Origin of the sequence: Aromatoleum toluolicum, from assembly GCF_012911005.2 — a bacterium.
GTDB lineage: Bacteria > Pseudomonadota > Gammaproteobacteria > Burkholderiales > Rhodocyclaceae > Aromatoleum > Aromatoleum toluolicum.
The window spans coordinates 41,075-55,146 of sequence record NZ_WTVS01000039.1 but is presented as its reverse complement, the minus strand read 5'-3'; the positions used below and the strand labels follow the sequence as shown (position 1 = coordinate 55,146).

The 14,072-nt window shown below is 68.6% G+C and carries 9 protein-coding genes and 1 riboswitch; of the genes, 4 read left to right on the top strand and 5 right to left on the bottom strand.

Annotation, left to right across the window (positions count from 1 at the left end):
- The 4 genes from GPA27_RS17635 to GPA27_RS17620 form a co-directional block, all read left to right on the top strand.
- A partial coding sequence (locus GPA27_RS17635) for a PilC/PilY family type IV pilus protein (RefSeq protein ID WP_169141804.1) occupies nt 1-2,911 on the top strand: 2,911 nt, incomplete at its 5' end.
- A gap of 50 nt (nt 2,912-2,961) precedes the next feature.
- Nucleotides 2,962-3,033, top strand: a riboswitch (S-adenosyl-L-homocysteine riboswitch).
- An 81-nt stretch (nt 3,034-3,114) separates the two neighbouring features.
- Nucleotides 3,115-6,828, top strand: a complete 3,714-nt coding sequence (metH, locus tag GPA27_RS17630) for a methionine synthase (protein WP_169141803.1) — start codon at nt 3,115-3,117, stop codon at nt 6,826-6,828.
- 152 nt (nt 6,829-6,980) lie between these two features.
- A complete protein-coding gene (locus GPA27_RS17625; protein ID WP_256223018.1) occupies nt 6,981-7,358 on the top strand; it encodes a hypothetical protein in 378 nt (125 codons plus the stop codon).
- Nucleotides 7,359-7,452: 94 nt separating this feature from the next.
- Nucleotides 7,453-8,376 carry a VTT domain-containing protein gene (locus tag GPA27_RS17620; RefSeq protein WP_169141801.1) on the top strand — a complete coding sequence of 308 codons (924 nt, stop codon included), beginning with the start codon at nt 7,453-7,455 and terminating at the stop codon, nt 8,374-8,376.
- A 12-nt stretch (nt 8,377-8,388) separates the two neighbouring features.
- On the opposite strand, the gene GPA27_RS17615 is transcribed toward GPA27_RS17620, so the two are convergent.
- The 5 genes from GPA27_RS17615 to GPA27_RS17595 form a co-directional block, all read right to left on the bottom strand.
- Nucleotides 8,389-9,330 carry a ribose-phosphate diphosphokinase gene (locus GPA27_RS17615; RefSeq protein WP_169141800.1) on the bottom strand — a complete coding sequence of 314 codons (942 nt, stop codon included), beginning with the start codon at nt 9,328-9,330 and terminating at the stop codon, nt 8,389-8,391.
- A 178-nt stretch (nt 9,331-9,508) separates the two neighbouring features.
- Nucleotides 9,509-9,820, bottom strand: coding sequence for an EF-hand domain-containing protein (locus GPA27_RS17610; RefSeq protein WP_169141799.1), 312 nt, complete (start codon nt 9,818-9,820; stop codon nt 9,509-9,511).
- A gap of 355 nt (nt 9,821-10,175) precedes the next feature.
- The gene (locus GPA27_RS17605) at nt 10,176-11,396 is read right to left on the bottom strand and encodes an exo-beta-N-acetylmuramidase NamZ family protein (RefSeq protein WP_169141798.1); all 1,221 of its coding nucleotides are present in this window, start codon (nt 11,394-11,396) and stop codon (nt 10,176-10,178) included.
- 25 nt (nt 11,397-11,421) lie between these two features.
- Nucleotides 11,422-11,970, bottom strand: a complete 549-nt coding sequence (locus tag GPA27_RS17600; protein WP_169141797.1) for a DOMON-like domain-containing protein — start codon at nt 11,968-11,970, stop codon at nt 11,422-11,424.
- Nucleotides 11,967-14,000 carry a TonB-dependent receptor plug domain-containing protein gene (locus tag GPA27_RS17595; protein WP_169141796.1) on the bottom strand — a complete coding sequence of 678 codons (2,034 nt, stop codon included), beginning with the start codon at nt 13,998-14,000 and terminating at the stop codon, nt 11,967-11,969. Before GPA27_RS17595 ends, GPA27_RS17600 begins: the two co-directional genes overlap by 4 nt.
- Nucleotides 14,001-14,072 lie beyond the last annotated feature (72 nt).

Below are 14,072 nucleotides of genomic sequence, written 5' to 3'. Positions count from 1 at the left end.
GTCGAGTACCGATTGCACGAGCGGCTGTGATGTCGGCACGGCGGCGGGGCAAGTATGTTTCGTCGATGACGCGGTCTATCCGGACGTGCGTCTGCTCGCCACGCAGCAGAGTTGCGGCACCAACTGCCGCACCGCGGCGGGAGCCTCCTACCTGCCCGCCGAGTACGCCGGCCGTTACCTCAACTGGTATTTTCGCATCGGCACGCTGACCGCTTGGGGTGACCGCAAGCCGGATACGCGGACGCGCCTGGAGATCGCAAAGAAGGCCACCAAGGCCGCGCTCGACACCATCCCCCTGCAGACCACGGCGACCACCGTGAAGGCCCGTGTCGGCCTGACGACCTACAACGGCGACGACGGCGGCCTCCTCGTGCGCGGGCTCGCGAATCTCGGCTCGTCGCACCTTGCCGATCTCAAGTCCAGCATCGACGGCCTCGCTGCCACCGGCAGCACGCCGCTCGCGGAAACGCTTGCCGACGTCGGGCACTTCTTCACGCTCGGTTACTCGGGCAACCTGACGATACACCCCGGTGCCACGACGCCGACGACCGTGAGCATCGCGCAGCTCTTCAAGCAGGGCACGTCGGCGCCGCACCGGTTGAGCGGCACCCTGCCGACGGGCTGCTCCGGCCTGTCCTGCCCGGTGCAGTACTGGTGCCAGCGCTCGATCGCCGTGCTGATGACCGACGGGCGCCCGCAGCAGGACCAGGCCCTGTCGAACAACGAGCACTTGTGCGACTACGACGGCGACAGCGGGAGCTGCACGACGAGCGGCGCGAGGGCCTACGACCAGAAGAACGGCGGCGCGGCGACGAACCACACCGGGCACCTCGGCGGCGCACACAGTTACGAGAGCGCGGGTAGCGACTACCTCGACGACGTCGCGCAGGCGCTCTTCGAGACCGACCTGCGGCCCGACCTCTCCGCGCCGGGCGGACAGGCGTCGGTGAACAACCTGCGCACCTATACGGTGGGTTTCGCCGATCGCCAGGCGCTAAACGACCCGCTGATGCAGGAGACGGCGCGCCAGGGCGGCGGGCTGTTCCTTTCCGCCGAAAACGAGGAATCCCTGACGCGGGCCTTCGTCGGCGCGCTCAACGACGCGCTCGACAAGGACAGTGCGGCCGCCGCGGTCGCAGTCACGAGCACGCAGCTCACGACCAACAACACCAGCTATGCGTCGAGCTTCACGTCGGGCTACTGGACCGGCGATCTCGAGGCCTTCTCACTCGACCTCGCGAGCGGCCTGCCGATCACCCCGCGCCTGTGGTCGGCGCAGGCGCGGCTCGACGCGCTCGCGAGCCCGCAGTCGAGCCGCAGGATCGTCTCCTACACCGGCAGCAGCGGCAGCGCGTTCACCGGCGCAAACTACCGCAACGACGCGATCGGCCTCACCACTGGCGTCATCGACTATCTGCGCGGTGACCGTTCCGGCGAGGCCTCAATCTATCGCCGTCGCCAACACCTGCTGGGCGACATCATCAACGCGGAGCCGGCCATCGTTAGCTACGGCAGTTCGACTGTCGTCTATCAGGGTGCCAACGACGGGATGGTGCACGCCTTCGACGGCGGCACGGGCACTGCCGGCGGCAGCGAGCTGTGGGCCTACGTGCCGAGAATGCTGCATTCGCGTCTGTGGAAGCTCGCCGAGCCGACTTACGCGCACGAATATTTCGTCGATGCGACGCCCGCGGTCGCCGACGTCGACGTGTCTGGCTTCCGACGCAAGATCCTCGTCGGCGGGCTGGGCAAGGGCGGGACCGGGTATTACGCGCTGGACATCAGCGACGGCACCGCGGCGAGCGAGACGGCTGCCGCAGCCAAGGTGCTGTGGGAAAAGACCCCGGCGGCCGACAGCGGCTTCAGCTTCGGCACGCCGCTGATCGTGCGCACGCCCAGCGACGGCTGGGTCGTGCTCGTGACATCCGGCTACAACAACGGCACGAGCGGTGGCGGCGACGGTCTCGGTCACGTGTGGGCGCTCGACCCGCGCGACGGCACGGTGCTGCGGCACATCGCGACCCCCGCTGGCTCGCCCTCTTTGCCCGCGGGGCTGACCCATCTCGCCCGCCTCAGCAACGCCGCAGCCGACCAGATGACTCGCTTCGTATACGGCGGCGACCTCCTCGGCAATGTCTGGCGCTTCGACCTTGCCAACTGGTCGGCGACGAAAATCGCGGCGCTCGCCGACGGTGGCGGTGCCGCCCAGCCGGTGACCTCCGCTCCGGTCGTCCGGCAAGTGCGCGGCAGCAGCGACAAATTCTATGTTTATGTCGGAACGGGCCAATATCTCGGCAACAGCGACGTCCCGGGAAATACGCCGGTGAACACCCATGCGACCCAGACGCAATCGATGTACGGCATCATCGACGACACGACCGTCGCCACGCCGACGCTTCCCGACATTCGTGGCAGCAATGGTGCGGGTTGTCCGGGCAACGGCGGCAACGGCGACTTCGTCTGCCAGCGCGTCGCGAGCTCCTCGGGCGGCACCTTCACGCTGACGACGAACACGCTGCAGACTGCCAACAAGGGCTGGTACTTCGATCTTCCGATCGCGAACGGGCGCATCAATACGCATCCGGCGGTCACCACGACGGGCGTGCTGGTGTTCACGGTCAACGTCCCGACCACCGCGATCTGTGATCCGGGCGGTTCGAGCTGGTTCTTTGCCGTCGATGCCGACACGGGCGGCGCGGTGCGGCGCTCGACGAGCGGCAGCGATACCTTCGAGAGCGGCTGGTATCTCGGCAATGCGCTGGGCAGCCGGCCGGTGATCGTCGAGACCTCGTCCGGCAAGCGCGCGCTGATTCGCATGTCCGATCGCACGGTCAAGAATCCGACGATTCCGGAGATGGCAGGAAGCCCGCCGACGAAGTGGCGCCGGGTGTACTGGCGCGAGCTGATGTAGTGTCCCCCCACCGGCTTGGCACCGGCGGAAAAATTCCATAGAATCACCCGCTTGCCGAGGAGCGCTGCGACCCGATCAATTGCGGGCCAGGCTCGGCAACCGAACAACGGCGCTCGCAAACCAACACCGGGGTTTGCCGCGCCGTTTGCTTTTGTGCGCTCCTGCGGCTTCCGCCCGGTGCTTGAATCGACCGAGGTAGAACCATGCAAGCCGACCGCTCCAATGAAATCCGCGACCTTCTCGCCCGCCGCATCCTGATCCTCGACGGCGCGATGGGGACGATGATCCAGCAACACAAGCTGGGCGAGTCGGACTACCGCGGCGAGCGCCTCAAGTCCCATCCGAAAGACCTCAAGGGCAACAATGACCTCTTGGTGCTGACGCGCCCGGACGTCGTCGCCGGCATCCACCGCGCCTACCTCGACGCCGGCGCGGACATCATCGAGACCAACACCTTCAACGGCACGCGCGTGTCGCAGGCCGAGTACGGGCTGGCGGACCTCGCCTACGAGATCAACGTCGCCGGCGCGCGTCTCGTGCGCGAGCTGTGCGACGAATACACCGCGCAGAACCCGGCGAAGCCGCGCTACTGCGCCGGCGTGCTCGGGCCGACCTCGCGCACGCTGTCGATCTCGCCCGACGTCAATGACCCGGGTTTCCGCAACATCAGCTTCGATGCGCTGGTCGACGACTACTACGATTCGGCGCGCGGCCTGCTCGAAGGCGGCGCGGACATCCTGCTGATCGAGACGATCTTCGACACGCTGAACGCGAAGGCGGCAGTGTTCGCGGTCGAGAAGCTCTTCGCCGAGATGGATCGCCGCGTGCCGGTGATGATCTCCGGCACGATCACCGATGCCTCGGGGCGCACGCTGTCGGGCCAGACCGCCGAAGCCTTCTGGAACTCGCTCGCCCACGCGCGGCCGATCTCCTTCGGCCTCAACTGTGCGCTCGGCGCGAAGGAGTTGCGCCAATACGTCGAGGACCTGTCGCACGTCTGCGACACGCACGTCTCCGCGCACCCCAACGCCGGACTGCCCAACCCGCTGGCGCCGACCGGCTACGACGAGACGCCCGAGCAGCTCGCCACCGACATCCGCGAGTGGGCCGCGGCGGGGCTGGTGAACATCGTCGGCGGCTGCTGCGGCACGACCCCGGCGCACATCGCGGCGATCGCACAGGCCGTCGCCGACCTCGCGCCGCGCAAGGTGCCGCAAGTCGAGAAGAAGCTGCGCCTGTCGGGTCTCGAGCCCTTCAACGTCGGCGCCGACAGCCTGTTCGTGAACGTCGGCGAGCGCACCAACGTCACCGGTTCGAAGGCCTTCGCGCGCATGATCCTCGAAGGCCGCTTCGACGATGCGCTGGCGGTCGCGCGCCAGCAGGTGGAGAACGGCGCCCAGGTCATCGACATCAACATGGACGAGGCGATGCTCGACTCGATGGCCGCGATGGAGCGCTTCCTCAAGCTCATCGCGTCCGAACCGGACATCTCGCGCGTGCCGATCATGCTCGACTCGTCGAAGTGGAGCGTGATGGAGGCGGGCCTCAAGTGCATCCAGGGCAAGGGCGTCGTCAATTCGATCTCGATGAAGGAAGGCGAGGCCGAGTTCCTGCGCCAGGCGCGGCTGTGCCGCCAGTACGGCGCGGCGGTGATCGTGATGGCCTTCGACGAGAAGGGCCAGGCCGACACCTATGCGAGGAAGACCGAGATCTGCAAGCGCGCCTACGATCTGCTGGTCGGGATCGGCTTCCCGCCCGAAGACATCATTTTCGACCCGAACATCTTCGCGATCGCCACCGGCATCGAGGAGCACGACAACTACGCCGTCGACTTCATCAACGCGGTGGCGTGGATCAAGGCCAACCTGCCGTACGCGAAGACCTCGGGCGGCGTGTCCAACGTGTCCTTCAGCTTCCGCGGCAACGACCCGGTGCGCGAGGCGATCCACACGGTGTTCCTGTACCACGCGATCAAGGCGGGCCTGTCGATGGGCATCGTCAATGCCGGCATGCTCGGCGTCTATGACGATCTCGAGCCCGCGCTTCGCGACAAGGTCGAGGACGTGGTGCTGAACCGCGCAGTTTCCACGCCTGGGGGTGCGGGCGAGGCGCTGGTCGAGTTCGCGCAGTCAGTGAAGGAAGGCAAGGCGAAGAACGCCGGGCCGGATCTCGCGTGGCGCGCGCTGTCGGTCGAGGAGCGGCTGTCACACGCGCTCGTGAAGGGCATCACCGAGTTCGTCGTCGCCGACACCGAGGAAGTGCGCGCGAAGCTCGAAGGCGAGGGCAAGCCGCCGCTCGCGGTGATCGAAGGCCCGCTGATGGCGGGCATGAGCGTCGTCGGCGACCTCTTCGGCGCGGGCAAGATGTTCCTGCCGCAGGTGGTGAAATCCGCGCGCGTGATGAAGCAGGCGGTCGCGCACCTGATCCCCTTCATCGAGGCCGAGAAGCTGCGCACCGGCGCGAGCTCCAAGGGCCGCATCGTGATGGCGACGGTGAAGGGCGACGTGCACGACATCGGCAAGAACATCGTCGGCGTGGTGCTGGGCTGCAACGGCTACGAGGTCATCGACCTCGGCGTGATGGTGCCGGCCGAGAAGATCCTCAACGCCGCGCGCGAGCATGGCGCGCAGGCGATCGGCCTGTCGGGCCTGATCACGCCTTCGCTGGAGGAGATGAGCCACGTCGCCGCCGAGATGCAGCGCCAGGGCTTCGCTGACGGTGTGTCCATCCCGCTGCTGATTGGCGGTGCGACGACCAGCCGCGCGCACACCGCGATCAAGATCGCGCCGCATTACGAGGGGCCGGTGGTGTATGTGCCGGACGCGTCGCGCGCGGTCGGCGTCGTCACGGCGCTGCTCTCCGAAGGCGGCGCGGCGGACTTCAAGACGCAGCTCGCCGCCGACTACGACAAGATCCGCGCGCAGCATGCGAACAAGAAGGGCGTGCAGCTCGTGAGTCTGGAAGCGGCGCGTGCGAACGCGTTCCGCTGGGATGGCGTGCCGGGCTATGTCCCGACCCGGCCGAACGTGCTCGGCGTGCAGGCGCTCGACGTGCCGCTGGCGGAGCTCGTACCCTTCATCGACTGGGGCCCGTTCTTCCAGACTTGGGACCTCGCCGGCAGCTTCCCGAAGATCCTCGACGACGAGGTGGTTGGCGAAACTGCACGCAGCGTGTTCAAGGACGGTCAGGCGATGCTCGAACGAGTCGTGGCCGAGGGCTGGTTGCAGGCGCGCGCGGTGTTCGGCCTGTTCCCGGCGAACCGCGTCGGCGACGACATCGCGTTCTACGCCGACGAGGCGCGCGCGACGCCGCTGATGAGCTGGCACGGCCTGCGCCAGCAGCACGAGCGGCCGTCCGACAAGCCGCACTACTGCCTCGCCGACTTCGTCGCGCCCAAGGATTCGGGTGTCGCGGACTACGCCGGCGCCTTCGCGGTGACGGCCGGCATCGGCATCGAGGCGAAGCTCGCCGAGTTCGAGGCCGCGCACGACGACTACCACGCGATCATGCTGAAGAGCCTCGCCGACCGCCTCGCCGAAGCATGCGCCGAGTGGCTGCACGCGCGCGTCCGCAAGGAGTTCTGGGGCTACGCGGCCGACGAGGCGCTGGGTAACGATGCGCTGATCCGCGAGGAATACCGCGGCATCCGCCCGGCGCCCGGCTACCCGGCCTGCCCGGACCACACGTCGAAGGGCGCGCTGTTCGATCTGCTCGACGCGCCAAGGAACGCCGGCATGACGCTGACTGAATCCTTCGCGATGAGTCCGGCGGCCGCGGTCAGCGGCTTCTACCTCGCGCATCCGCAGGCGCAGTACTTTGCAATCCCGAAGGTCGGGCGCGATCAGCTCGAGGACTGGGCGAAGCGCACCGGCATGACGGTGGAGCAGGCCGCGCGCTGGCTCGCTCCGCTGCTGTAAGCGTTTCGGGGCGTTACGCGTGCTTACCCCGGGAGGGCGGGTGCTGGCCTAAACTTGAAGTGCCAGGGCAGCGGCACTGCCAAGGCCTTCGACGTGCTCAGGCGGAGCGGCAGTTCGTTGCCCGGATGACCGAAAACAGGAGAGACCCGATCATGCAAGCAAGCATTCGATCCGGCCGGTCTCGGAGGCCGGCCTCAATCGCGCGAATCGTCGTCGGAATGCTGCTGGCGCTGGGTGCGGCGACATCCCTGTCCGCGTTCGCGCAGGATTCGCGCGGCACGACGACGGCCGAGGATGTCGGCCATGGCGTCGGCTCGACGATGCACGACATCGGCACTGGCGCACGCGATGCCGGCAAGGAAGTGGGGCAGGCGGCGGGGAAGGCCGGCAAGGCGGTCGGCCACACCGCGCGCGACGCGGCGGTCGTGACCTGGGACGCGATGAAGCGTACCGGCATCACGATCGGTCACACCGTGCGCGACGGCGGCAAGGCCTTCGTGCGCGGCCTGAAGGGCGAGCCCGAGCGCTGAGTGTTTCCGTTCCGGTCACGCAGAGCCACGATTTTCGCGAGAGAATCGTGGCTCTCTTCATTTGGAGCTCCCCGGCGACGCCGGGAGGGGCGTGATGGATCTCAGCCAGATTACCGAAGCGATCCAGCGTGACGCGGTTTGGGTCGTGTTCGTCAATGTGCTGCTCCAGCAACTGGGCCTGCCGGTGCCGGCGGTGCCGACGCTGCTGGTCGCGGGCAGCCTCGCGGCAAGCTCGGGCCAGGCGGGCGTGATGCTCGCCGCAGCGGTGGCGGCCTCGGTCGTCGCCGACTGGGTGTGGTATCTCGCCGGGCGCATCTTCGGCTATCGCGTGCTGTCCGGCCTGTGCCGGCTATCGCTCAATCCTGGTTCCTGCGTAACGCAGACCGAGGCGCGCTTCATGCGCTGGGGCGTGTGGTCGCTGGTCGTCGCGAAGTTCGTGCCCGGCTTCTCGACCGTCGCGCCGCCCATCGCCGGGTCGCTGCGCATGCCGCTGCCCGGCTTCCTGGCGGCGGCCGCTGCCGGGGCCGCGCTGTGGGCGGGGGGCGCAATTCTCGCCGGCTGGTGGCTGCGCGACGAGGTGCAGACCGCGCTTGCGGCGATGAGCCGCCACGGTTCGACGATGATCGCCTTGCTGGCGCTTGCGCTGGGCGGATGGATCGCGTGGAAGCTGTGGCAGCGCTACCGCTTCGAGAAGCTCGCGGCGATCCCGCATGTCACGCCATCCGAACTGATCGCGGCGATGGAGTCCGACGTGCCGCCGCTGTTCCTCGACCTGCGCGGTGCGGCGCTGATCGCGACCAAGGGGGCGGTGGACGGCGCGCGCGCGGCCGAAATCGACAACCTCCTGCACGCGGTAGGAGACTGGCCGCGCGAGCGGCTCATCGTGACAATGTGCGCCTGTCCCGGCGACGCGACTGCGGTGCGTGCCGCGCATGTGCTGAGCGACCTGGGTTACGCCGCGGCGCGTCCGCTCAAGGGCGGCTACGAGGCCTGGCTGGCGGCGACGCGCTCCGCCTGAATCGCGGCGGCGCTACTCGAACAGTGCACCGACGCTCTCGCCGCTGTGGATGCGCTCGATCGCCGAGGCGAACAGCGGTGCGACGGTGAGCTGGGTGATCTTGTCGAGGCGCTTGCCCGGCGGCATATGTACGGTGTTGGTGACGACGATGGACTCGATCGGCGCGTCGCGCAGGCGGTCGATCGCCGGGCCGCACAGCACCGCATGCACGGCGCCGACGTGGATCGAGCGCACCCCGGCGGCTTTGAGCGTGCCAATGGTCGACAGCAGCGTGCCGCCGGTCGAGATCTCGTCCTCGAAGATCACGACGTCACGCCCCTTGACGTTGCCGACAACCTCGCCGTGGGTGACGTTGGTGTCGCTGACGCGGCGCTTGTCGATGATCGCCATCGGGATGCCCAGGCGCTCGGAGAAGCGCCCGACGCGTTTCGCGCCGCCGGCGTCGGTCGCTACCGCGACCATGTGCGCGAGGTCGTGGTTGCGGCGGAAGTGCTCGGCGATGGTCGGGATTGCGGTGAGGTGGTCGACCGGCACCGAGAAGAAGCCGTGCACCTGGTCCGCATGCAGGTCCATCGTCAGCACGCGGTTGGCGCCGGCGGTCTGCAGCATGTCGGCGATCAGGCGCCCGGTGATCGAGATGCGCGGGGCATCCTTCTTGTCGGAACGCGCGTAGGAGTAGTAGGGGATCACCGCGGTCACGCGCCGCGCCGAGGCGCTGCGCAGCGCGTCGAGCGTGATCATCAGCTCCATGATGTGGTCGCTCACCGGCTCGGTGAAGGACTGCACGACGAACACGTCGCGCTCGCGCACGTTGTCGCGGATCTGCACGTGCAGGTTGTCGTTCGAGAAGCGCGAGATCTCCAGCGGGCTCAGCGCCAGTCCGAGCGTGTCGCAGATCTCCGCGGCCAGCGGACGGTTGGAGTTGCACGCAAAGATGCGCAGGGCGTCGTTCATCGCATTCGCTCCGGTGGCGGTGGTGCCGCGCCGCGGGGCCGGCGCAACATCTCGTTGCGAATTGTAGCTGCCGCGACGGGGCCGCGGCAGAATGCGACGATGTGGAAAGGCGACTCACGCGCCCGGAAGCGCCCGCGCTTCCGGGGTCAGGAACTCGATGAGGAGGCGGACACCGAGCTCAGGTGCGCGGATCCATGTGCTGGAAATAGGCGACCCATTCGGGACGGCTGATCTTGCCGTCGGAGTCGGTGTCGATGTCGCCGAAGTACTTCACCAGCGGCGCCGAGGCGCGCGCTTCGTCGCCGTCGATGCGGCTGTCGCTGTTGCGGTCGAGCAGGCCGAAGACGTAGTTCGCGTCCGGTTCGGGTTCGGCGGCGCGCTGCGACTGGGAATCGAGGGCGACGGGCGTGAAGGCCCCGGCGGCGGCGGCGACCAGCGGGGCCAGCACGCTCAGTGCGAGCGTGGCGCAGATCAGGCGTTTGCTTAGCACGTTGTTTCTCCATCCTGGTGGATTCTGCGGGGAACGCAGAAGACCTCCACCACTTTGCAAGCGGCGGGCCAGTCATGGAAAACTGTTTTGTATCAACGTGTTGAAGCCATTGGCATGGCCGTGCAGCGCTGCGCGGGCGCAAAATCGTCGCCTTGAGGCGACGGAACGGCCGGCGTGCGCGCGGAAAGCCGCGTGTGGCGCGGCTATTGCGCTGTCGCCGGCGGGCGACACGGGTGGGGGATTGCTGCGCTGCGGCGCGGAGGGCGCGGGAGGAAGTTACAAGGCGGCGGGCGGCGCGCGGGGTGCTGGATGCTGCGGTGCGGCGATCCGGGGGCGTGTCGCCGCGTTGCGCCGTTCAGCGATACAGCAGGAAGGGTTCGCGCGCTGCGGTCCAGTCGGACTCGTCGGGGACGGTGAGGGCGTCGAGGTCGGCCGGGGTCGCGGCCGGATCGTCCACCCAGCGGCGCAACAGCTCGCTGCCATTGATGAGGTCGATCGCGAGGCGCTCGTGCTCGTACTCGTAGGGGAAGTCGCGCCACAGCGGGTAGTCGGGCTGCAGGCCGCGCAGCGCCTTGAAGGCGAGCGCCTGCACGCGCCAGGGACGGAACGCGGCGTGGTCGTAATGTGCCGGATCCTCGACGTGGATCTGCAGGCCGCTGCACAGCTTGCCGGCGTGCTTGTGGAAGGTCGGCTCGAACCAGCACTCGCGCAGCACGCAGCCGGCGAGCCAGTGCGGGGCGAGGTGCCGCATCTCCGCGCGGAGCGCGCGCGCGTCGATGTCGGGGGCGCCGAAGAGCTCCAGCGGTCGGGTCGTGCCGCGGCCTTCCGACAGCGTCGTGCCTTCCAGCATCACGGTGCCGGCATAGGCGCGCGCCATCGACAGGTTGGGCGCGTTGGGGCTGGGATTGACCCAGCTGCGCTCGCCCAGCGGCCAGCCGTAGCCGGGGGCCGCGTCCGGCTGCCAGCCGTCCATCGTGACGACCTGGCAGTCGACGTCGAGCTTCAGGGTCGCGACGAACCAGCGTGCGAGCTCGCCCATCGTCAGGCCGTGCCGCATCGGCAGCGGGCCGGCGCCGACGAAGCTTTCCCAACCGGGGCGCAGGACGAGGCCTTCGACCGGCCGGCCGGCGGGGTTCGGGCGGTCGAGCACCCACACCGCCTTGCCGTGGCGCGCTGCCGCTTCGAGCACGTAGCGCAGCGTCGTGATGAAGGTGTAGATGCGGCAGCCGAGATCCTGCAGGTCGACGAGCAGCACGTCGAAGGTGTCCATCATCGCGTCGGTGGGCCGGCGCACTTCGCCGTACAGGCTGAACACGGGGATGCCGTGTGCCGGGTCGATGAAGTCGGGCGACTCGACCATGTTGTCCTGCTTGTCGCCGCGCAGGCCGTGCTGCGGGCCGAAGGCGGCGCTGAGCGTGATGTCCGGCAACGCACCGAGCGCGTCGAGCGAATGCGTGAGCGCGCGCGTGACGGACGCGGGATGGGCGAGCAGGGCGACGCGGCGGCCGGCGAGCGGGCGGCGCAGCGCGGGGTCTTCGAGCAGGCGGTCGAGGCCGAACCGGATGGAAGCGGTCATGATGTATTGGTGGTTTCCGACGTACTCAGGGCCGAGCCAGCGTCAGCGTGAAGGTGTCGCGGAGATGGAAATCGGGGCGGGCACCGGCGTGGTGCAGGGCCCAATAGGATAGCGTGCCGTCGAGCGTTTCGACGACCGTCGTGAGGCCGAGCTCGAGCGGCGAGCCCTGCGGCAGGGTCGCTGGGTCGACGGTCGCGTCGAGCACGAGCCGGTCCGCTTCGAGCCTGGACGCGATGCGGGGGGCCGGCGGGACGATTCCCGCCGTGCTTCGCTTGCGGTAGGCGTCGAAGTCGTAGATCGCCCATTCGCCCGAGGGCGAGAAATTGAACTCGCGGTAGGCCGGGCTGCCGGGGAGGCCGACGAAAGCCTCGCAGCAGGTGTGCGCCCACAGCCCGTCCGCCATCCGCGCGGTGCGCGGGCCGGGGACGGCCACTTGTTGGACGTTCCCCACGAGTTCGAAACGCAGCCGTAGCCCGCCACCGTCCTCGCGGCAGACGCTCACCGCGATCGAATCGATCGGGCAGGGGCGGCTCGCCGGGTAAGGACGAAGCTGCGCGTTCGCTGCAGCAGTCACGGGCGTTTGCCGCGCTCCAGCGCGATGCTGAGCGAGAGGTACGCGACCGGGCAGGCCTCGTTAACCGGGTCGTTCGAGCCGCTTGCGGCCTGCTGGCTACGGTCGGCGAATTCCTGGTGGCGGGGTCCGATGTTCTGGGCGGTGAGGCCCCACTGCACGGTGTGCCCGGCGACCCTGGTCGTGTAGGTGATGTTCGCGTCGGTCGTCGTGTAGGGCTGGGCGACGAAGCGATAGCGCGGTACATAGCCGTCGCCGCCGGCAAGTGGCCCCATGCGCATGACGCTGACCATGCTCTTCCAGCCGCCGCCCCAGTCCTGGAGCCAGCTCACCGCCGCGGAGTAGGGGGCGCTGCGGTCCTCGATGCCGGGGTGGCTGCTGTTGCGGTCGAGGATGGCGTGCGCGACGCGCAGCTCGGTGCCGGGCCGGGGGCGCGTCGACAGCTCGTATTCGATGCCGCGCAGGCGCACCGCGGAGTCGAGGTTCTCGTAGCGGGTGGAGCCGAGGAAGGACGACAGCAGAGGCGCCGTCGCGGGATCGGGTTGGGGTACGCGCACGACGAAGTCGTGGATCTTCTCCTCGAACACCCGTACGTCCAGCGTCGTGTTCCAGGTCTCGAAGCGGCCGAAGTAGCCGATTTCGCGGGCGTCGACGCGCGTCTGATCGAGGTCGGGATTGGGCAGGTAGGGGTGGACCAGCACCAGGCCGCTCGCCGGGTCGATCGCGCGAATGTCCGCGTAGCGCGAGAACACGTTGTTCTGGCGCAGGCCGCGGGAATAGCCGGCGCGCAGCGTGTGTCCGGGGGCCGCCTGCCAGTTCGCGAAGGCGCGCGGGCTGAGGTGGGTCTTGCCGCCGGAATACCGCTCCACGGCGCCGCCCAGGTTCAGCGTCACGTCGTCCAGCGCGCGCCACTCGACGTTGCCCGATCCGCGATACAGGTACTGCGGGTCGGGGTTGCCGCCGAAGTAGAGGAAGGGCGCGTCGACATCCTCGCGCTGGGCCTCCAGCCCCCACACCAGCTGCAGGTCAGGCGCGGGCGCGCTGCGCCGCTGGATCCCCACGCTGTCGCGCACGCTGTCACGGTTGCGGTTGAGCGGCACCGCCGGGAACATCGGTGCGCTCGCGATCCATTCTTCGCGCACGCGTTCGTGATTGCGGTAGTAATTGAGCAGCCACTCCGCGTTCGCAGAGTCGTTGTGCTGCCACTGCAGGTGGATGTTGTGGCTGTGGTTCCTGCTGTGGCGAGTGCCGTTGTTGTTGAACACGGAACCCGGATAGCCCTCGCCGCGCGTGCCGCTGTTGCTCGCGACCCGCAGCAGCAGCGAGTTCTGGGCGTCGACCTGCAGGTCGCCCCGCAGCGAGAAGGTGTCGGTGCGGCGGGTGTCGTGCAGGCCGTCGAAGCCCTCGTCGCGCTGCGTCACCGCGTTCACGCGCAGGGTCAGCGGGTCGTCGCCGCCGCTCCAGGTGAAGGTCGCGTCGCGGATGCGGTCGTCGCCCGCGCGCAGGTCCACCCGCAGACCGGGATCCTCGACGCTGTGGCGGGTGATGATATTGATGACCCCGAGGAAGGCATTCGCGCCGTAGCTCGTCGCGTTGGTGCCGCGCACCACCTCGATGCGGTCGATCTCGTCGAGCGTGAGGGGCAGGGCGGTCCAGTCGATGCCGCCGAAGGCGCTGCCGTTGATCGCCGAGCGGCCGTCGACCAGCACCTGCATTTCGGTCGGGTAATCGCTCGACAATCCGTGGTAGGTCACCCACTGCGCGTGCCCGCGCTCCTGCCCGATCTGCATCCCGGGGACGAGCCGCAGCACGCGCGCCAGATCGCGGTAGCCGGTTGCGGCGATCAGCTCGCGGTCGATCACCGTCACCGCGCCGGGCACCTCGTGCCGGGGCTGGGGCAGGCGGGTCGCGCTCAGTACCAGCGGCAGCTCCTCGAAGTATGGCGATTCGGCCGCGGAGGCGGGAATCGCGACGCTCGCACTCAAGGCGATCGTCAGGTGCAGGCTGAGGAGGCGGATCGGGAAGGCGGCCAACGGAATCTCGGTCCAGGCGTGGCAGGTGCGAAACCCGCAAGGATACCCGGTTCCCTACCCCCATGGTGATAG